The sequence below is a fragment of the Siculibacillus lacustris genome, from assembly GCF_004328075.1.
Lineage (GTDB): Bacteria > Pseudomonadota > Alphaproteobacteria > Rhizobiales > Ancalomicrobiaceae > Siculibacillus > Siculibacillus lacustris.
Genome location: NZ_SJFN01000010.1, coordinates 86,335 through 105,350, shown reverse-complemented (window position 1 = coordinate 105,350; position 19,016 = coordinate 86,335). Strand labels below are relative to the sequence as shown.

16 protein-coding genes are annotated in these 19,016 nt (G+C 70.5%); all 16 read left to right on the top strand.

The genetic code is table 11. The features are described 5' to 3' along the window. Nucleotides 1-214: 214 nt before the first annotated feature. The 16 genes from EYW49_RS08450 to ftsA all read left to right on the top strand — a co-directional run bounded on the left by EYW49_RS08450 (nucleotide 215) and on the right by ftsA (nucleotide 19,012). Complete coding sequence (locus EYW49_RS08450) at nucleotides 215-673, top strand: division/cell wall cluster transcriptional repressor MraZ (RefSeq protein WP_165498182.1); 459 nt, start codon at nucleotides 215-217, stop codon at nucleotides 671-673. After that, complete coding sequence (gene rsmH, locus EYW49_RS08445) at nucleotides 670-1,680, top strand: 16S rRNA (cytosine(1402)-N(4))-methyltransferase RsmH (protein WP_131308181.1); 1,011 nt, start codon at nucleotides 670-672, stop codon at nucleotides 1,678-1,680. Before EYW49_RS08450 ends, rsmH begins: the two co-directional genes overlap by 4 nt. Beyond that, nucleotides 1,680-2,225, top strand: a complete 546-nt coding sequence (ftsL, locus tag EYW49_RS08440) for a cell division protein FtsL (protein WP_131308178.1) — start codon at nucleotides 1,680-1,682, stop codon at nucleotides 2,223-2,225. Before rsmH ends, ftsL begins: the two co-directional genes overlap by 1 nt. Next, on the top strand, nucleotides 2,222-3,946 hold the full coding sequence (locus tag EYW49_RS08435) for a peptidoglycan D,D-transpeptidase FtsI family protein (protein WP_206365422.1): 1,725 nt from the start codon (nucleotides 2,222-2,224) through the stop codon (nucleotides 3,944-3,946). The genes ftsL and EYW49_RS08435 overlap by 4 nt, the downstream gene beginning before the upstream one ends. 50 nt (nucleotides 3,947-3,996) lie before the next feature. Continuing rightward, entirely contained in the window at nucleotides 3,997-5,448 is a 1,452-nt protein-coding gene (locus tag EYW49_RS08430; protein ID WP_131308175.1) for a UDP-N-acetylmuramoyl-L-alanyl-D-glutamate--2,6-diaminopimelate ligase, read from the top strand. After that, entirely contained in the window at nucleotides 5,445-6,875 is a 1,431-nt protein-coding gene (locus EYW49_RS08425) for a UDP-N-acetylmuramoylalanyl-D-glutamyl-2,6-diaminopimelate--D-alanyl-D-alanine ligase (RefSeq protein WP_131308172.1), read from the top strand. Before EYW49_RS08430 ends, EYW49_RS08425 begins: the two co-directional genes overlap by 4 nt. 17 nt (nucleotides 6,876-6,892) lie before the next feature. Beyond that, complete coding sequence (mraY, locus tag EYW49_RS08420; protein WP_131308169.1) at nucleotides 6,893-7,978, top strand: phospho-N-acetylmuramoyl-pentapeptide-transferase; 1,086 nt, start codon at nucleotides 6,893-6,895, stop codon at nucleotides 7,976-7,978. A 4-nt stretch (nucleotides 7,979-7,982) separates the two neighbouring features. Continuing rightward, entirely contained in the window at nucleotides 7,983-9,386 is a 1,404-nt protein-coding gene (gene murD, locus EYW49_RS08415) for a UDP-N-acetylmuramoyl-L-alanine--D-glutamate ligase (protein WP_131308166.1), read from the top strand. Next, nucleotides 9,383-10,573: a putative lipid II flippase FtsW gene (gene ftsW / locus EYW49_RS08410; protein ID WP_131308163.1), complete on the top strand. Its 1,191-nt coding sequence runs from the start codon at nucleotides 9,383-9,385 to the stop codon at nucleotides 10,571-10,573. Before murD ends, ftsW begins: the two co-directional genes overlap by 4 nt. Nucleotides 10,574-10,616: 43 nt before the next feature. Beyond that, the gene (gene murG, locus EYW49_RS08405) at nucleotides 10,617-11,717 is read left to right on the top strand and encodes an undecaprenyldiphospho-muramoylpentapeptide beta-N-acetylglucosaminyltransferase (protein ID WP_131308161.1); all 1,101 of its coding nucleotides are present in this window, start codon (nucleotides 10,617-10,619) and stop codon (nucleotides 11,715-11,717) included. A 143-nt stretch (nucleotides 11,718-11,860) separates the two neighbouring features. Continuing rightward, on the top strand, nucleotides 11,861-13,042 hold the full coding sequence (locus EYW49_RS08400; protein WP_131308159.1) for an MFS transporter: 1,182 nt from the start codon (nucleotides 11,861-11,863) through the stop codon (nucleotides 13,040-13,042). Between the two features lie 187 nt (nucleotides 13,043-13,229). Further along, a complete protein-coding gene (gene murC, locus EYW49_RS08395) occupies nucleotides 13,230-14,648 on the top strand; it encodes a UDP-N-acetylmuramate--L-alanine ligase (RefSeq protein WP_131308157.1) in 1,419 nt (472 codons plus the stop codon). Nucleotides 14,649-14,709: 61 nt separating this feature from the next. Then, on the top strand, nucleotides 14,710-15,660 hold the full coding sequence (murB, locus tag EYW49_RS08390) for a UDP-N-acetylmuramate dehydrogenase (RefSeq protein WP_131308155.1): 951 nt from the start codon (nucleotides 14,710-14,712) through the stop codon (nucleotides 15,658-15,660). Between the two features lie 183 nt (nucleotides 15,661-15,843). Then, nucleotides 15,844-16,779, top strand: coding sequence for a D-alanine--D-alanine ligase (locus EYW49_RS08385; protein ID WP_131308153.1), 936 nt, complete (start codon nucleotides 15,844-15,846; stop codon nucleotides 16,777-16,779). A gap of 116 nt (nucleotides 16,780-16,895) precedes the next feature. Then, nucleotides 16,896-17,690, top strand: coding sequence for a cell division protein FtsQ/DivIB (locus tag EYW49_RS08380; RefSeq protein ID WP_165498181.1), 795 nt, complete (start codon nucleotides 16,896-16,898; stop codon nucleotides 17,688-17,690). Nucleotides 17,691-17,710: 20 nt separating this feature from the next. Then, nucleotides 17,711-19,012, top strand: a complete 1,302-nt coding sequence (gene ftsA / locus EYW49_RS08375) for a cell division protein FtsA (RefSeq protein ID WP_131308478.1) — start codon at nucleotides 17,711-17,713, stop codon at nucleotides 19,010-19,012. Nucleotides 19,013-19,016: the final 4 nt, after the last annotated feature.

Sequence of the window (19,016 nt, the reverse complement as noted above, 5' to 3'; positions counted from 1 at the left end):
AAAGAGTTTCAATGGCGGTCAGGCGCGACGCGGTCGGCGTGGCGCCGTGGTTTCGTTGGCGTCCCATGAGATCCCATGTTATCCCAAGACATCCCGTTGCCATCGTCGCTTTCGACGGAACGCCGCAGCGCCCATTCGGCGCGTGTCGGTGCGTCGACGTCGGCCGTCGGTGCGGCCGATCGGGTGGGGCGCGGCGGGACAACCGAGGTCGATGATGCAACGGTTTCTCGGACGCCATGCCAAACGGATCGACGCCAAGGGGCGGGTTTCGGTGCCGGCGGCGTTCCGGGCGGTGCTCGCCGCCGACCGGCTCGACGGGCCGTTCTGCCTGCGCGCGCTGGGTCATCCGGCGATCGAGGCGGGCGGACGGGCGCTGATCGCGGCGATCGACGCCCGGCTCGCCGATTTCCCGTTGTTCTCTCCTGCCCACACCGCCTTGGCGACGACCCTGCTCGGCCAGAGCGAAGCGATCGGCGTCGATCCGGAGGGCCGCATGAGCGTGCCGGAATGGATCCGCGATGCGACCGGAATCGACCGGGAGATGGTCTTCGTCGGTCTCGGCGACCGTTTCCAGATCTGGGAGCCCTCGCGCTTCGCGGTCTTCGAGACCGCGGCGCGGGTCGCGGCGGAGCGGTTGCTGGCCGGCCTGCCGGCGACGGAGGGCGGGGCATGACCGAAGCGGACGCGACGGACCGGCCCCATCGGCCGGTGATGCTCGACGAAGTCCTGGCGCATCTCGCGCCGCGCGCCGGCGAGGTGCTGGTCGACGGCACCTTCGGGGCGGGCGGCTATACGTCGGCGATCCTGGCGAGCGGCGCCGAGGTCGTGGCGATCGATCGCGATCCGACGGCGATCGCCGCCGGCGCGGCGATGGTCGCGGCGGCGGACGGACGGCTGCGGCTGGTCGAAGGCGCCTTCGGCGACCTCGACGAGCATCTCGCCTCCCTCGGCCTCGACGCCGTCGACGGGGTGGTGCTCGACATCGGCGTGTCGTCGATGCAGCTCGACCGCGCCGAGCGCGGCTTCTCGTTCCGCGCCGACGGGCCGCTCGACATGCGCATGGCGATTGCCGGCGAGACCGCGGCGGATGTGGTCAACACCGCCGACGTCGGCACGCTCGCCCATATCTTCCGGGTCTACGGCGAGGAGAAGCGCGCCGGATCGGTGGCGCGCGCCATCGTCGAAGCGCGGGCGAAGGCCCCCTTCGTCACCACCGGGCAGTTGGTCGAGGTGGTCCAGACGGTGATCTGGGCCAAGCCCCACGAGATCCATCCGGCGACGCGGGTGTTCCAGGCGCTGCGCATCCACGTCAACGACGAGCTCGGCGAGTTGGTGCGGGCGCTGGCCGCCGCCGAACGGGCGCTGAAGCCCGGCGGGCGGCTGGTGGTGGTGACCTTCCATTCGCTCGAGGACCGCATCGTCAAGCGCTTCTTCGCCGATCGCTGCCGCAGCGAGGCCGGTGGCTCGCGCCATGCGCCGCGGGTCACGGTGGCGCCGGCGACCTTCGAGGCGGCCTCGGACGGGGCGGAGGCGGCGAGCGAAGGCGAGATCGCCGACAATCCGCGCGCCCGCTCGGCCAAGTTGCGGGCCGGTCGACGCACCGCGGCCCCGGCCCGCGACGTCGATGCCGCCGCCCTCGGGCTGCCGCGGGTCGATCCGATGAAGCGGGGAGGGCGGTGATGCTGCGCACCATCAACATCCTGCTCGTCGCCACCATGTTGGTCGGGGCCGGCGTGGTCTACGACTTCAAGTACGAGGCGGAGCGGGCGACCGCCAAGCTCAGCCGGATCACGCGCAAGATCGAGGCCGAGCGCGACGCCACCGCGACGCTCAAGGCCGAGTGGAGCCTGCTCAATCAGCCCAAGCGCCTGCAGGACCTGGCGACCCGCTATCGCAGCTATCTCGAGCTCGATCCGCTCGATCCGACCCAGATCGGCACCATCGACGACATTCCGTTCAAGCCGGTGATGCCGCCGGCCGACAGCGCCCAACCGGCGGCGCGCGGCTCGATCCGGCTGGCCCAGCCCGACAAGCCGATCGAACGCACCGGATCGATCGGTAAGCTGGTCGACCGGCTGCCGCCGACCCGCAGCCCCGGCGCAGGTGCCGGGGTGGGGTCGAGCAAGCCGGCGACGACGGTCGCCAATCCCGCGGCGCCGATGCAACTGGTGCCGCGAACGATCGTTCCGACGGGCGACGCGCCCCAGGTCAAGGTGGTGCGATGACGACGGCGACGATCGACGGGGCCCCGGAAGAGCGGACCGGCGCGGAACATCCGGAGGTGCGGGCGGCCCGCACCCAGTCGGAGTCGCGCGGGCGCATCCTGGTCGCCGGGCTCGGCTTCGCCGGGATCTATGCGGCGATCGTGCTGCGGCTGATCGGTCTCGGCATGGCCAGCGACGACCATACCGCGGCGCTCGACAGCGCCCGCGCCCAGATCTCGACGGCGCGGCCCGACATCGTCGACCGCAACGGCGAGGTGCTGGCCACCGACGTCAAGTCGTCGTCGCTCTATGCCGAGCCCAAGCGCATCCTCGACGTCGACGAGGCGGTCGAGGCGCTGGCCTCGGTGATCCCGGAGATGCGCGGCGACGACAGCGTGCGGCGCAAGCTCGCCAGCAAGACCGGCTTCGTCTGGCTGCGGCGCGAGCTGAAGCCCGAACAGCGCGCCAAGATCTTTCGCCTGGGGATCCCCGGCATCGGCTTCATGGACGAGAACCGGCGCTTCTATCCGGGCGGCGCCACCGCCGGTCACGTGCTCGGCACCGTCAACGTCGACAATCAGGGCATTTCGGGCATCGAGAAGACCATCGACCAGGACATGGGGCTGGTCGAACTGCGCAATCTCGGCATCGTGCCCGACCGCGGCATCGAACCGCGGCGGCTGTCGATCGACCTGCGCGTCCAGCACGTGGTGCGCGACGAGATGCTGGAGGCGATGGCCCGCTTCCGCGCCGTGGCGGCGGTCGGCATCGTCCTCGACGTGCGCACCGGCGAAGTCGTGGCGATGACCTCGGTGCCGGACTTCGATCCGAACCATCCCGAGCAGGCGCTCGAGAAGCAGAACATGAACCGGGCGACCGCCGGCGTCTACGAGATGGGCTCGGTGTTCAAGACCTTCAATTCGGGGTTGGCGCTCGATTCGGGCAAGGTCAAACTCACCGACACCTTCGACGTCACGCCGCTGCAGTTCGGCTCGCAACGCATCGGCGAATTCCATTCCAAGGGCCATCCGCTGTCGGTCACCGAGATCTTCCTCTATTCGTCGAACAACGGTTCGGCGCGGATGGCGCTCAGGGTCGGGTCGCAGGCGCAACGCGCCTTCTTCGAACGGCTGGGATTGCTCAAGCGGATCGACACCGAACTGCCGGAAGTCGCTGCGCCGCTGGTGCCCAAGGGCCTCTCGGACGTGTCGACGGCGACCATGGCCTTCGGCCACGGCATCTCGGTGACGCCGATGCACACGGCGATCGCCGGTGCGGCGATGATCAACGGCGGCCGTCTGATGCCCCCGACCTTCTTCCCGCGCACGCCGGAGGAAGCCGATCGGCTCGCGGTGCAGGTGATTCGCCCCGAAACCAGCGACAAGATGCGCTATCTGTTTCTTCAGAACGCCACCTCGGGCACCGGCGGATCCGGGTCGAAGGCGGCGGTTCCGGGCTACCGGGTCGGCGGCAAGACCGGCACGGCGGAAAAGATCGAACACGGCCATTACAACGCCGGAAAGCGGTTCAACTCGTTCCTCGCCGCATTTCCGATGGACGATCCGCGCTACTTGGTGTTGACCGTGCTGGACGAGCCGAAGGCGGAAGCCGGCGGCGAGGGACCGGCCACCGCCGGCCTCAACGCGGCGTCGGCGGCGGGCGGCATCATCCGCCGCATCGCGCCGATGCTCGGGGTGATGCCGCGCTACGACCAGCCGAGACCGGCGGTCGCCTCCAATTGATCGTCGCGCGTCGGCCGTCGCCGGCCGCCGACGCAGAAGGGTGTGGACAGATGCGCCTCAGCGAACTCACCGCCGGACAGGTCGACCCCGCCCCGGGATCCGATCCCGAGATTCTCGGGCTCTCCGCCGACAGCCGCAAGGTCGGCCCCGGCTTCCTGTTCGTGGCGCTGGCCGGCGCCCGCGACGACGGCGCCCGCTTCGTCGCCGACGCGGTGGCGCGCGGGGCGGTGGCGGTGCTCGCCGCCCGCGCCGCCGAGGTCGGGACGCTCGACGTGCCGGTGCTGCGCAGCGTCGAACCGCGCCGCGCCCTGGCGATCGCCGCCTCGCGCTTCTACGGAACCCAGCCGGCGACCATCGTCGCGGTCACCGGCACCAGCGGTAAGACCTCGGTCGCCGACTTCGTGCGCCAGATCTGGACCCGCGTCGGCCTGCGCGCCGCGTCGATCGGTACGATCGGGGTGATCGGTCCGGAGGGTGCGCGCTACGGCAGCCTGACCACCCCCGATCCGGTCGACCTCGCCCACGATCTCGCCGCACTCGCCGCCGACGGCGTCACCCATGTGGCGATCGAGGCCTCCTCGCACGGGCTCGACCAGCATCGCCTCGACGGGCTCAGAATCGCCGCCGGCGCCTTCACCAACCTGTCGCGCGACCATCTCGACTATCACCCCAGCCTCGAGGCCTATTTCGACGCCAAGATGCGGCTGTTCGAAGTGCTGGTGCCGTGGGGCGGCGCGGTGGTGATCGACGCCGACGGGCCCGACGCCAAGCGGGTCGCCGCGCGGGCGGTCACGGCGCGGCGCGAGCCCTTCACCGTCGGGCGCGAGGGCACCGGCCTGTGGCTGGTGGCGGCGCGGCGCGACGGCCAGGTCCAGCGCCTGCGGATCACCGTCGACGGGCTCGCCCACGAAGTGGCGCTGCCGCTGATCGGCACCTTCCAGGTCTCCAACGCCCTGGTCGCGGCGGGGCTGGCGATCGCCACCGGCTCGCCGGCCGGCGCGGTGCTGGCGGCGCTCGAACATCTCAAGGGCGCGCCGGGACGGCTCGACCTCGCCGGCCGCACCGCCCTCGGGGCGCCGGTGTTCGTCGACTATTCGCACAAGCCCGATGCGCTGGAGAAGGCGCTGGCGGCACTCCGCCCCTCGACCCGCGGCCGGCTGGTGGTGGTGTTCGGCTGCGGCGGCGATCGCGATCCCGGCAAGCGGCCGCTGATGGGCGAGATCGCCACGCGCGCCGCCGACGTGGTGATCGTCACCGACGACAATCCGCGCTCGGAAGACCCGGCGACGATCCGTCGCGCCATCCTGGCGGCGGCCCCCGGGGCGATCGAGATCGGCGACCGCGGCGAGGCGATCCGCCGGGCGATCGCCATGCTCGGCGCCGACGACGTGTTGATGGTCGCCGGCAAGGGTCATGAAACCGGCCAGATCGTCGGCAAGACGGTGCACCCCTTCTCCGACCACGACTGCGTGGTCGCCGCCCTCGAGGACAAGCCCCGATGACCGCCGCCCTCTGGACCCTCGACGCCCTGGTCGCCGCCACCGGCGGCCGCGTCGTCGGGAGTCCCCGTGCCGAAGTCCACGGCATTTCGATCGACAGCCGCACCATCGACAGCGACGAAGCCTTCTTCGCGATCCTCGGCGACAGCCGCGACGGCCACGACTTCGTGCCGGCGGCCTTGGAGCGCGGTGCGGCGCTGGCGGTGGTGGCCGAGGCGCGGCTCGCCGAACTGCCCGCCGACGGGCGCTATCTGGTGGTCGACGACGTGCTCGAGGCGCTGCGCGCCATCGGTCGCGCGGCGCGGGCCCGGACGAATGCGCGCATCGTCGCGGTGACCGGTTCGGTCGGCAAGACCTCGACCAAGGAAGCGCTGCGCCACGTCCTGTCCGAACAGGGCAAGACCCATGCGTCGGTCGCCTCCTACAACAATCACTGGGGGGTGCCGCTGACGCTCGCCCGGATGCCGGCCGACTGCGCCTTCGGGATCTTCGAGATCGGCATGAACCACGCCGGCGAGATCACTCCGCTCGCCCATCTGGTGCGCCCGCACGTCGCGGTGGTGACCACCGTGGCGCCGGTGCATCTCGAGTTCTTCCGCGACGTCGACGCCATCGCCGAGGCCAAGGCCGAGATCTTCGACGGCCTGGAGCCGGGCGGCGCGGCGGTGATCGACGGCGACATCGACCAGACCCCGATTCTGGTGGAGGCGGCGCTCGCGCACGGCGCCCGGGTGGTCCGCTTCGGGCGGACGCCGGCCTGCGAGACCCATGTGGTGCAGATGTCGCTGCAGGCCGAATCCTCGACGGTGATGGCCGACGTCCTCGGTCACGCGCTGACCTACAAGATCGGCGCGCCGGGCCGCCACGTGGTGCGCAACTCGCTGGCGGTGCTGTCCTGCGTGGTGCTGGTCGGCGCCGATCTCGCCCGCGCCGGGCTGGCGCTGGCGGCGATGACCCCGCCCAAGGGCCGCGGCGAACGCCACGTGCTGCACCTCGGCCACGGCGAGGCGATGCTGATCGACGAGAGCTACAACGCCAATCCGGCCTCGATGCGGGCGGCGATCGACCTGCTCGGCCATGCCGACGTCGGCCTCAAGGGGCGGCGCATCGCGGTGCTCGGCGACATGCTGGAGCTCGGCTCGCGGGGCGAGCGGCTGCACGCCGAGCTCGCCGGGGTGCTCGCCGCGGCGCGGATCGACCGCTGCTATCTCGCCGGCCCGCTGATGCACGCCCTGTGGCACGAGTTGCCGCCGGACATGCAGGGGGCGCATGCCGCCACCGCCAAGGAGATCGAGGCGACGCTGCTCGCCGCGGTCCAGCCGGGCGACGCGATCATGGTCAAGGGCTCGTTCGGCAGCCGCATGGGGCCGATCGTCGAGGCGCTGAAGGCCCGCTATTCCTCCACCCGCGCCAAGAGCGACGACCTCTGACGAGGAAGGAACGACCGATGCTCTACGTCCTGGGCGAACTCTCCGACCGGTTCATCCTGTTCAATCTGTTCCGGTATCAGAGTTTCCGCACGATCGGCGCGCTCCTCACCGCCCTTCTGTTCGTGTTCCTGTTCGGGCCGGCGATCATCGCCACGCTGAAGGTCAAGCAGGGCAAGGGCCAGCCGATCCGCGAAGACGGGCCGGCCTCGCATCTCTTGACCAAGAAGGGCACGCCCACCATGGGCGGGCTGATGATCCTGTCGGGGCTGGTGGTCTCGACGCTACTGTGGGCCAATCTGTCCAACGTCTACGTGCTGGTGGTGATGGCGGTGACCCTCGGCTTCGGGGCGATCGGCTTCTGGGACGACTATCTCAAGGTCACCAAGCAGAGCCACATGGGCTTTTCCGGGCGCCAGCGCCTGGCCTTCGAGTTCGTCATCGCCGGTCTGGCGGTGGTGGTGATGGTGTGGGCGAGCCGCTCGTCGCACCCGATGGCGCTGGCCTTCCCGTTCTTCAAGGATTTCTTCCTCGAGCTCGGCTGGGCCTTCGTGGTGTTCGGGGCCTTCGTGGTGGTGTCCTTCGGCAATGCCGTGAACCTCACCGACGGGCTCGACGGACTGGCGATCGTGCCGGTGATGATCGCCGCGGCGACCTTCGCGGCGATCGCCTATCTGACCGGCCGTGTCGACTACTCCGCCTATCTCAACATCAACCACGTCGCCGGCGCCGGCGAGTTGGCGGTGGTGCTGGGGGCGGTGGTCGGAGCGGGCCTCGGCTTCCTGTGGTTCAACGCGCCGCCGGCGGCGATCTTCATGGGCGATACCGGATCGCTGGCGCTCGGCGGGCTGCTCGGCTCGGTGGCGGTGGCGATCAAGCACGAGATCGTGCTGGCGATCGTCGGCGGCCTGTTCGTGCTGGAGGCCGCCTCGGTGGTGATCCAGGTGGCGAGCTTCAAGATGACCGGCAAGCGGGTGTTCCGCATGGCGCCGATCCATCACCATTTCGAGCAACTCGGCTGGAAGGAGGCCCAGGTGGTGATCCGCTTCTGGATCGTCGCCGTGGTGCTGGCGCTGATCGGCCTGTCGACGCTGAAGCTGAGGTGAGACGATGATCGCGGTGGAAGGCTTTCGGGATCGCACGGTGGCGCTGTTCGGGCTCGGCGGCTCGGGGCTGGCGACGGCCGCGGCGCTGGTCGCCGGTGGCGCCCGGGTGATCGGCTGGGACGACGCCGAGGGCGCGCGCGCCACCGCGGCGGCGGCGGGGCTGGAACTGCGCGAGCTGCACGAGCTCGACTGGCGCCAACTCGACGCCCTGATCCTGGCGCCGGGGGTGCCGCTGACCCATCCGAAGCCCCATTGGACCGTCGATCTCGCCCGCAACGCCCATGTGCCGATCCTCGGCGACATCGAACTGTTCGCCATCGAACGTCACGTCCGCTCGCCCAAGTCGCCCTTCGTGGCGATCACCGGCACCAACGGCAAATCGACCACCACGGCGCTGCTGACCCATCTGATCGCCACGGCGGGACGCCCGGTGGAGATGGGCGGCAACATCGGCCGGCCGGTGCTGTCGCTCGAGACCTTCGCGCCGGAGCGCGCCTATGTGGTCGAGTGCTCGTCGTTCCAGATCGATCTGGCGCCGAGCGTCGATCCGTCGATCGGCATCCTGACCAACCTGTCGCCCGATCATCTCGATCGCCACGGTACCTTCGCGGCCTATGCCAAGATCAAGGAACGGCTGATCGAGGCGGCGGGGATCGCGGTGGTCGGGGTCGACGACGAACCCTCGGCGGCGATCGCCGATCTGATCGCCAGCGAAGGCCACAAGGTGGTGCGGATCTCGGCGGTGCATCGGCTCGCCGACGGCGTCCATGCCGAGGGCGGGGTGATCTGGGAAGCGACCGGGGGGACGCGCCGGCGGATTGCCGATCTCGCCGGTATCGGGTCCCTGCGCGGTCGCCACAACGCCCAGAACGCCGCGGCGGCGAGTGCCGCGGCGCTGGCGCTGGGGCTCGATCCCGCGACCATCGCCCGCGGTCTCGCCTCGTTCCCCGGGCTCGCCCATCGCATGGAGACGGTCGGGCGGCGCGGCCGGGTGCTGTTCGTCAACGACAGCAAGGCGACCAACGCCGATTCCACCGCCCAGGCGCTGGCGAGCTTCGACCGCATCCACTGGATCGTCGGCGGCAAGCCCAAGGCCGGCGGCATCGCCGCGCTCGACGGCTTCTTCCCCAAGATCGCCCGGGCCTATCTGATCGGCGAGAGTTCCGACGCCTTCGCGAAGACCCTCGACGGCCGCGTCGACTTCGTGCGCGCCGAGACGATGGAGCGGGCGCTGGAGCTCGCGTCGGTGGCTGCGGCCGCGGACGATGCGGCGGAGCCGGTGGTGCTGCTGTCGCCGGCCTGCGCGTCCTACGACCAGTTCAAGAACTTCGAACAGCGCGGCGATCGTTTCCGCGCCCTGGTGGCGGCCCTGCCGGGCCTCGACGACGGGGGGGCCGCAGCCACATGAATCGCACCGATCGTTCGATCTTCGCGTCGTGGTGGTGGACCGTCGACCGCACGCTGGTGGCGGCGTCGCTGATCCTGCTGGTCGGCGGCCTGGTCCTGTCCTTCGCCGCGTCGCCGGCGGTGGCCGAGCGCATCGGCGCCTCCGACAGCTTCTATTTCGTCAAGCGCCATGCGGTGTTCTTCGTCATGGCCCTGCCGATCCTGTTCACCGTGTCGTTCTTCTCGCCGCGGATGGTCCGGCGCAGCGCCCTGGTGGTGTTCGCCGGCGCGATCGTGCTGCTGGTCGCGGTGCTGTTCTTCGGGCAGGAGGTCAAGGGCGCGCGGCGCTGGATCACCCTGCTCGGCTTCTCGATCCAGCCGTCGGAATTCGTCAAGCCGGCCTTCATCATCCTCTCGGCCTGGCTGTTCGCCGAACAGCAGCGCCGCCACGACCTGCCCGGCAACATCCTGGCGATCCTCGGCTTCATCGGCGTCGAGGCGCTGCTGATCGCCCAGCCGGACATCGGCCAGACGATCCTCACCGGCGCGGCCTGGGGCGCGGTGTTCTTCGTCGCCGGCATGCCGATGTGGTGGATCCTCGGGCTCGGCGGGATCGGTGTCGGCGGCGGCTGGGCGGCCTATACCTTCGTGCCGCACGTCCATGCCCGCATCAACCGCTTCCTCGCCCACGATGCCGGTCGCGGCCACGGCGGCCCGATGACCGCCGACGGCTATCAGGCGCAGCAGGCCCACGACAGTTTCCTCAACGGCGGCTGGTTCGGCCGCGGACCGGGCGAGGGCACGGTCAAGCGTCTGCTGCCCGACAGCCACACCGACTACATCTTCGCGGTGGTCGGCGAGGAGTTCGGGCTCCTGGTCTGCGCCCTGCTCGCCGGGATCTTCGGTTGGATCGTGTTCCGCGGCCTGTCGCATGCGACCCGCGAGGAGGATCCGTTCATCCGCTATGCGATCGTCGGTCTGGTCGTGCTGGTGGGCGTCCAGTCGGGGATCAACATGGCGGTGAACCTGCAGCTGATGCCGGCCAAGGGCATGACGCTGCCGTTCATCTCCTACGGCGGCTCGTCGCTGCTGGCCATCGCCTTCGAGATGGGCTGCCTGATCGCGCTCACCCGTCGGCGGCCGCAGGCGACGCGGTTCTCGGCGCCGATCCAGATCGAGCCGGCGGGGGAGCCGGCCCCGGCCGAGTGACCCGACACGGGTCCCTCGCCGACAGCGGAAGAATCGAACGACCATGACCCACACCATCCTGATCGCCGCCGGCGGCACCGGCGGCCACCTGTTTCCGGCCGAAGCGCTGGCCGCCGAACTCGGCCGGCGCGGCCATGTGGTCGAACTGGCCACCGACGAACGCGCCGACCGCTACGGGCGGGCCTTCCCGGCGCGGGCGATCAACATCGTCGATTCCGCGACCTTCAAGGGGCGGGGGCCGCTGGCGATCGCCCGCACCGTGACGGCGCTGGTGCGCGGCACGATCCAGGCGCTGCGCCTCGTCCGCCGCATCCGGCCGCAGGTGGTGATCGGCTTCGGCGGCTATCCGACCTTCCCGCCGCTGATCGCCGCGCAGCTTTCGCGCATCCCCACCATCCTGCACGAGCAGAACGCGGTGATGGGCCGGGCCAACCGGGTCCTGGCGGCGCGGGTGACGCGGATCGCCCTGTCGTTCCCGGCGACCGGCCTGATGCGGCCGGCGCTGCGCGCCAAGGCGGTGCACACCGGCAATCCGGTGCGCGACATGGTGATCTCGGCGGCGCGGGTGCCCTATGCGGCGCCGAGCCTCGACGGCACTTTCCGGCTTCTGGTGTTCGGCGGATCCCAAGGGGCGCGGTTCTTCTCCGAAGCGGTGCCGCCGGCGGTGGCGCTGTTGGCGCCGGACGTGCGCGCCCGGCTCCAGGTGGTGCAGCAGGCCCGCGCCGAAGACGCCGCGGCGGTGACCGAGGCCTACGCGCAGATCGGCGTGGCGGCCGAAGTGGCGCCGTTCTTCATCGATCTGCCGGCGCGGATCGCCGGGGCGCATCTGGTGGTCTGCCGCTCCGGCGCGTCGAGCGTCGGCGAATTGTCGGTGATCGGCCGGCCGTCGATCCTGGTGCCGCTGCCCGGCGCGCTCGACCAGGATCAGGCGGCCAACGCCGCGGTGCTGGCCGCCGCCGGCGGCGCCTGGCCGATCCGTCAGGCGGAACTGACGCCGGCTCGGCTCGCCGAGGAACTGACCAAGGCGATGGCCGACCCCGAGCAACTGATCGACGCCGCCGCGGCGGCGCGGGCGGCGGGCCGCCCCGATGCGGTGCAGCGCCTCGCCGATCTGGTCGAAGAGGTCGCGGCCGCGCGGCGCTGAGTCCCGCTCGGCGCAGGGCAACGTCGCGTGGCGCGGCCTACTCCCAAGGGCGATAAGCAGAGATACTGAGAACGCGTCGCGCCGTCGGGCGGTGTGCCGCGTCCACTCCATCCTCCGCCACAAAGCCCCGCGAGTTGGTCGCCATGCCCTTGCCGTTGTTCGCTCTCGCCGTCGCGTCCTTCTGCATCGGCACCACCGAATTCGTGATCATGGGGCTCCTGCCGGAGATCGCCGCGGATCTGCACGTGTCGATCCCCGACGCCGGGCAGTTGGTCACCGGCTATGCGCTCGGGGTGGTGATCGGGGCGCCGATCCTGGCGGTCTTGACCGCGCGGATGGCGCGCAAGCCGGTGCTGGTGGCGCTGACCTGCCTGTTCGTGATCGGCAATCTCGCCTGCGCCCTGGCGCCGAGCTATTGGCTGCTGATGGGCGCGCGGGTGCTGACCGCCTTCGGCCACGGCGCCTTCTTCGGCATCGGCGCGGTGGTCGCCGCCAATCTGGTGGCGCCCAACCGGCGGGCCAGCGCCATCGCCCTGATGTTCGCCGGCCTGACGCTGTCCAACATCCTCGGCGTGCCGGCGGGCACGGCGCTCGGCGGCGTCTACGGCTGGCGGGTGGCGTTCTTCGGGGTGGTCGGGATCGGCGTCGCATCGGTCGCGGCGGTGGCGATCTGGGTGCCGCGCGGCCTGCCGGGCATGGCGGGCGGCGGGTTGATGCGCGAAGTGCGGGTGCTCGGCCAGCCCCAGGTGTGGCTCGGCATGGCGGTGACGGTGGTCGCCTCGGCCAGCATGTTCGCGGTGCTGACCTACATCAAACCGATCCTGACCGACGTCGCCGGCCTGCCGATCGCCTCGGTGACCTGGACGCTGCTGGTGTTCGGGGTCGGCACGACGCTCGGCAATGCGCTCGGCGGGCGGCTCGCCGATCGCCATCCGATGGGCACGATCATCTGGACCCTGGTGGCGATCGCCGTGCTGCTCGCGACCTTCGCGATCACCGGCCATCAGCCGGTGGCGGCGATCGCGGCGGTGGCGCTGTGGGGGGTGCTCGGCTTCCTGCTCGGCTCGCCCCTGCAGATGCGGGTGATCACCGCGGCCTCGGCCGCGCCCAACCTCGCCTCGACCCTCAACCAGGGCGCCTTCAACCTCGGCAATGCCGGCGGCGCCTGGATCGGCGGCGCGGCGCTCGAACTCGGCCTGACCTACGACCGCCTGCCGCTGGTCGGGGCGGCGCTGGCGCTGGCGGCGGCGGCGATCGCCGCGGGCTCGCAGGTCCTCGACCGGCGTCCGCCCAAGCCGCGGCCGGTGTCGGCGGCGGTCGGCTGAGCGCCGACGGCCGGGGCGCGCCACGATCGGCGGTCGCGCCGGCTGCGATCGGCGGCAGCAGTTGCGCGACCCGCGAAATCCTGAAAAACCTCATGTGTGGGACCGACTCGCCGCGGGCGACTCGGTCGAAGGACAGGCGCGACGCGGCCGGCTCGGCCGGACGGCGCGCGAGACGAGGAACGACCCCATGAAGATGCCCTCCACCATCGGCCCCGTGCATTTCGTCGGGATCGGCGGCATCGGCATGAGCGGCATCGCCGAAGTGCTCCATACCCTGGGCTTCAAGGTCCAGGGCTCCGACGTCGCCGACAACGCCAACGTCCAGCGTCTGCGCGAGAAGGGCATCGCCGTGGCGGTCGGCCACGACGCGGCCAATCTCGGCGAAGCGCGGGTGGTGGTGGTGTCCTCGGCGATCAAGCCGGACAACGCCGAGCTGGTGGCGGCGCGTTCGCGCCTGCTGCCGGTGGTGCGGCGCGCCGAGATGCTGGCCGAGCTGATGCGCTTCAAGTCGGCGATCGCCGTCGGCGGCACCCACGGCAAGACCACCACGACCTCGATGGTCGCCGCCCTGCTCGACGCCGGCGGGCTCGACCCGACGGTGATCAACGGCGGCATCATCAACGCCTACGGCACCAATGCCCGGCTCGGCGCCGGCCAGTGGATGGTGGTCGAATCCGACGAGAGCGACGGCTCCTTCGTCAAGCTGCCGGCCGACATCGCGGTGGTCACCAACATCGATCCCGAGCACCTCGACCACTACGGCACCTTCGACAAGGTCAAGGACGCCTTCAAGCACTTCGTCGAGAACGTGCCGTTCTACGGTTTCGCGGTGATGTGCCTCGATCATCCGGACGTCCAGGCGCTGGTCGGCAAGATCGAGGACCGGCGGATCGTCACCTACGGCGCCAACCGTCAGGCCGACGTGCGCTACACCAACGTGGTGGCGGCCGGGCGTCAGTCGAAGTTCGACGTCGAGTTCCGCGACCGCATCGCCGGCACCGAGAAGACCATCACCGACCTCGTCGTCAACATGCCGGGCATCCACAACATCGCCAACGCCACCGCCGCGGTGGCGGTCGCCGATCAGCTCGGCATCGCCGCGGAGGCGATCCGCAAGGGGCTGGCCGGTTTCACCGGGGTCAAGCGGCGCTTCACGCCGGTCGGCGAGTGGAACGGCATCCAGATCTTCGACGACTACGGCCACCATCCGGTCGAGATCCTGGCGGTGCTCGCCGCGGCGCGGGCGGCGGTGGCCGGCGAAGGCAAGGGCGGGCGGGTGTTCGCGGTGATGCAGCCCCATCGCTATTCGCGCCTCGCCTCGCTGTTCGAGGAATTCTGCCAAGCCTTCAACGATGCCGACGTGGTGCTGGTCGCCGACGTCTATGCGGCGGGCGAAGCGCCGATCGTCGGGGCGAGCCGCGATGCGCTGGTCGGAGGCCTGCGCGGCCGCGGCCACCGCAACGTCACGCCGCTGGAGCGGCCCGATCAGATCCCCGAGATCATCCGCGCCCAGGCCCGCGACGGCGACTACGTCGTGTTCCTCGGCGCCGGCAACATCACCCAATGGGCCTATGCCCTGCCCAAGCAGTTGGCGGCCGCCGACTGACCCGTCCTCCGCTCCGTCGGGCCGCTTCCGGCGGTCGCGGGGCCACTCGGAAGCACCGGCGATGAGCCCCACCGACCTGATCTCGCGTCTCGACACTTCGGAGGTCCGCGGCGCGCTGCTGCCCGGCTTCGCGCTGGGCGACACCACCTGGTTCCGGGTCGGCGGCAATGCCGAACTCTATTTCCAGCCGGCCGACGCCGAGGATCTCTCCGACTTCCTGCGCCGCCTGCCGGCCGAGGTGCCGATCACCCTGGTCGGCCTCGGCTCGAACCTGCTGGTGCGCGAGGGCGGGGTGCCCGGCGTGACCATCCGGCTGTCGCAGAAGGGCTTCGGCGGCGCGCGGCCGATCGGCGGTTCGCGGCTGGAGATCGGCGCGGCGATCGCCGACAAGCAGGTGGCGAGGGCGGCCCTCGATGCGGCGATCGCCGGCTTCGCCTTCTATTTCGGCATTCCCGGCGGCATCGGCGGGGCGCTCCGGATGAACGCCGGCGCCAACGGCGGCGAGACCTCGGCGCAGGTGATCGAAGTCCGGGCGATGAACCGGGCCGGCGAGATCCTGACCCTGTCCAAGGCCGACATGGCCTGGTCCTACCGCCACTGCGGCGCGCCCGACGATCTGATCTTCCTCTCCGCGGTGATGGAGGGCACGCCCGGCGATCCGGAGGCGATCAAGGCCGAGATGGACAAGGTCGTCGAGCATCGCGAGGCGGCGCAGCCGATCCGCTCCAAGACCGGCGGCTCGACCTTCAAGAATCCGCCCGGGGCCTCGGCCTGGCAGGTGATCGACGCGGCCGGCTGCCGCGGCCTGACGGTCGGCGGCGCCCACGTGTCGCCGATGCACTGCAACTTCCTGATCAACGAAGGCGACGCCTCGGCCTACGACATCGAATTGCTCGGCGAGACGGTACGGGCGCGGGTTCTCGCCGCCGCCGGCATCCGCCTCGACTGGGAGATCAAGCGGCTCGGCGTGTTCGCACCCGGTCGCGAGATCGCCCCCTTCCTGGGAGCCTGAGGGCTCCGGCGGGGCCGAGCCTCGCCGGCGTTCCCGGTTCCGCGCGTCGTCGGTATCCGAAATTGCGTAACCCGAAGGGGCGTCCGCCGAAGGCTCGGCGGCGCCGTCGCTCGGGGATTCCGGGGTCCGGAGGGGCCCGCCCGTGCCGCGCCTCGCGGCCGGACAGAGAAGGTGAGACGTCTCATGAGCGGAAAACACGTCGCCGTCCTGATGGGCGGCTGGGACAGCGAGCGGCAGGTCAGCCTGTGGTCGGGCGAGGCCTGCGCCACGGCGCTGGAGACCAAGGGCTATCGGGTCACCCGGGTCGACGTCGACAAGGCCATCTACGCGACCCTGGAGGCGCTCAGACCCGACGTCGCCTTCAATGCGCTGCACGGCAGCTGGGGCGAGGGCGGGGCGGTCCAGGGCATGCTCGAGACCCTGCAGATCCCCTACACCCATTCCGGGGTCCTCGCCTCGGCGCTGGCGATGAACAAGGACAAGGCCAAGCTGGTCCTCGCCCAGGTCGGCATCCCGACGGCGCGCGGGGTGGTGGTCGACCGCTTCGCCGCCGCGAAAGAGCACGTGCTGCCGCCGCCCTATGTGGTCAAGCCGGTGGCCGAGGGCTCGTCCTTCGGGGTGATCATCGTCAAGGCCGACCGCACCCACCCGCCGCAGGAGCTCTTGCGCGAGGACTGGCCCTACGGCGACCGGGTGCTGGTGGAGAGCTTCGTCGCCGGGATGGAACTGACCTGCGCGGTGATGGGGGCGCCCGGCGAGGAGCGCGCGCTGGGCATCATCGAGATCGTGCCCAATGAGACACTGCCCTTCTACGACTTCGATGCGAAGTACCGGAAAGGGGGGTCTCTCCACATCCTTCCGGCCAGACTTTTACCAGATATTTACCAAGAGGTCCAAATGCTGGCGGTAGGCGCGCATCGAGCGCTCGGCTGTCGCGGCGTGTCGCGGGCCGACTTCCGATTCGACGCCGAAGGGACCGGCGAACTGGTCTGTCTCGAAGTGAACACCCAGCCGGGCATGACGGCGACGTCGTTGGTACCCGACATGGCGGCATATTCCGGCCTGTCCTTCGAGGATCTGGTCGCATGGTTGGTGGAGGACGCGAGTTGCAATCGATGACCGGGCGGCGGTACGTGAGCCGGACCCAGGTGTCGCAGGACCTTCCGCAGGATGCGGGGTTCCGGTGGCGCCGGTGGGTCCGCACGTTCCGACGCTGGTCCGAACGCGGCGATGCGGTGCTGGGTTCCCTCAAGCCGATGACCGGCACCTTCGCGGCGCTCGCCTTCCTCGGCGCCTGGGGCGGCTATGGCCTGGTGCTGTCGGGCGAATGGCGCCCGACCGTCGACGCTCTCGCTTCGGGCCTCGGCTTCGCGATCACCTCGATCGAGATCCGCGGCCTGTCGGAAGCCGATTCGACCGAAATCTCCGACCGCATCGACGCGGCGCGGACCGGATCGCTGGCCATGCTCGACGCCGAGCAGGCCCGCCAGCGCATCGCCGAGATCCCCTGGGTCGCCGACGTCACCGTCAAGAAGCTCTATCCCAACCGCGTGGTGGTCGATCTGACCGAACGGCTGCCCTTCGCCCTGTGGCAGGACGACGGCCGGGTCAAGGTGGTCGATCGCTCCGGGGCGGTGATGGCCGACGTGATCCAGACCCGCCATGCCGGCCTGCCGCTGGTGGTCGGGGCCGGGGCCAATGCCCGAGTGCAAGAAGCCGTCGCCCTGATGAACGCCGCGCCGAGCCTGCGGCCGAAGATCCGCGCCGCGGTGCTGGTCGCCGAGCGGCGGTGGAACCTGATGACCGTCGACGGCATCGAGATCCTGCTGCCGGAGGAGGATCCGCAAGGGGCGCTCGCCCGCGTCGCCGATCTGCAGCAGTCGAAGAAGCTGCTCGAGCGCGATCTGGTGGCGGTCGACCTGCGCGTCTCCGATCGGTTGTTCGTGCGCCTGTCTGACGCCGCCGCGGAGATCCGCCGCGAACAGATGCGCGTCAAGTCGGGCGCCAAGAAGAAGGGGGCCGACACGTGAGGCAGCCCCCGGGCGAACACATGGTGCCGCGGATGCGGCCGCTGTCGGGGCGCCGGGCGACGATCGTCTCGGTGCTCGACGTCGGTTCGTCGAAGGTCACCTGCCTGATCGCCAAGCTGACGCCGCGGGCGCCGGGCAAGGTCCTGCCGGGGCGGACCCATGACGTGACGGTGCTCGGCTACGGCATGCAGCGGTCGCGCGGCATGAAGTCGGGGGCGGTGATCGATCTCGACGAGGCCGAACAATCGATCCGTCTGGCGGTCGACGCTGCGGAACGTATGGCAGGTCTGACCATCGAATCACTTATCCTCAACCTCACCGCGGGACGTCCGCGCAGCGAGGTGTTCCGCGCCAACGTCGACGTCGCCGGTTCGGAAGTGGACGAAGCGGACATCCAGCGTGTGCTCTCGGCGGGCGGCACCCATTCGGTCACCGACGATCGGTCGGTGGTGCATTCGCTGCCGATCGGCTACGCGCTCGACGGCTCGCGGGGCATCAAGGATCCGTGCGGGATGCTGGGGACCCGACTGTCGGTCGACATGCACGTGGTGACGGCGGAGTCGGCTCCGGTCCGCAATCTCGAACTCGCGGTCAACCGCTGTCATCTCGAAGTCGAGACGATCGTCGCCACACCCTATGCCTCCGGCCTGTCGACGCTGGTCGACGACGAGGGCGAACTCGGGGTCGCCTGCGTCGACATGGGCGGCGGCACCACTTCGATGGCGATCTTCGCCGACGGCGCGCTGTGCCACGTCGACGCCCTGGCGGTCGGCGGCCATCACGTCACCACCGACATCGCGCAGGGCCTGTCGACCCGGCTCGCCGATGCCGAACGCATCAAGACGCTGCACGGCTCGGCGCTCGCCACCTCGTCGGACGATCACGAAGTGATCGGCGTGCCGTCGGTCGGGGTCGATCGCCACGACGTCGTCAACGTTCCGCGCGGCGCGCTGACCCGGATCATCCGGCCGCGCGTCGAAGAGATTCTGGAACTGGTGCGCGATCGCCTCGCCGCCTCGGGCTTCGCCGGCCGGGTCGGCAAGCGCGTGGTCCTGACCGGGGGAGCGAGCCAGCTCACCGGCATGGTCGAGGTGGCGCGCCGCATTCTCGGGCGCAACGTCCGTCTCGGACGGCCGCTCGGCATCGCCGGGCTGCCGCAGGCGGCCAAGGGGGCGGCCTACTCGGCCGCCGTCGGCCTGTTGATCTATCCGCAGGTGTCGCAGATCGAGCAGTTCGACATGCGCCATCAGCGTCGTTCGATGGTCGGGGCGGGGGGTGGCTACATCACCCGCGTCGGGCAGTGGTTGAAAGAGAGTTGGTGAGGTC

Excerpts from the sequence above, each read along its gene's own strand:
- murD (WP_131308166.1), top strand. The coding sequence starts at position 7,983 with ATGATCGCGGTGGAAGGCTTTCGGGATCGCACGGTGGCGCTGTTCGGG.
- murB (WP_131308155.1), top strand. The coding sequence starts at position 14,710 with ATGAGCCCCACCGACCTGATCTCGCGTCTCGACACTTCGGAGGTCCGC.
- murG (WP_131308161.1), top strand. The coding sequence starts at position 10,617 with ATGACCCACACCATCCTGATCGCCGCCGGCGGCACCGGCGGCCACCTG.
- EYW49_RS08435 (WP_206365422.1), top strand. The coding sequence starts at position 2,222 with ATGACGACGGCGACGATCGACGGGGCCCCGGAAGAGCGGACCGGCGCG.
- mraY (WP_131308169.1), top strand. The coding sequence starts at position 6,893 with ATGCTCTACGTCCTGGGCGAACTCTCCGACCGGTTCATCCTGTTCAAT.
- ftsA (WP_131308478.1), top strand. The coding sequence starts at position 17,711 with ATGGTGCCGCGGATGCGGCCGCTGTCGGGGCGCCGGGCGACGATCGTC.
- murC (WP_131308157.1), top strand. The coding sequence starts at position 13,230 with ATGAAGATGCCCTCCACCATCGGCCCCGTGCATTTCGTCGGGATCGGC.
- ftsL (WP_131308178.1), top strand. The coding sequence starts at position 1,680 with ATGCTGCGCACCATCAACATCCTGCTCGTCGCCACCATGTTGGTCGGG.
- EYW49_RS08450 (WP_165498182.1), top strand. The coding sequence starts at position 215 with ATGCAACGGTTTCTCGGACGCCATGCCAAACGGATCGACGCCAAGGGG.
- ftsW (WP_131308163.1), top strand. The coding sequence starts at position 9,383 with ATGAATCGCACCGATCGTTCGATCTTCGCGTCGTGGTGGTGGACCGTC.
- EYW49_RS08425 (WP_131308172.1), top strand. The coding sequence starts at position 5,445 with ATGACCGCCGCCCTCTGGACCCTCGACGCCCTGGTCGCCGCCACCGGC.
- rsmH (WP_131308181.1), top strand. The coding sequence starts at position 670 with ATGACCGAAGCGGACGCGACGGACCGGCCCCATCGGCCGGTGATGCTC.
- EYW49_RS08430 (WP_131308175.1), top strand. The coding sequence starts at position 3,997 with ATGCGCCTCAGCGAACTCACCGCCGGACAGGTCGACCCCGCCCCGGGA.
- EYW49_RS08385 (WP_131308153.1), top strand. The coding sequence starts at position 15,844 with ATGAGCGGAAAACACGTCGCCGTCCTGATGGGCGGCTGGGACAGCGAG.
- EYW49_RS08400 (WP_131308159.1), top strand. The coding sequence starts at position 11,861 with ATGCCCTTGCCGTTGTTCGCTCTCGCCGTCGCGTCCTTCTGCATCGGC.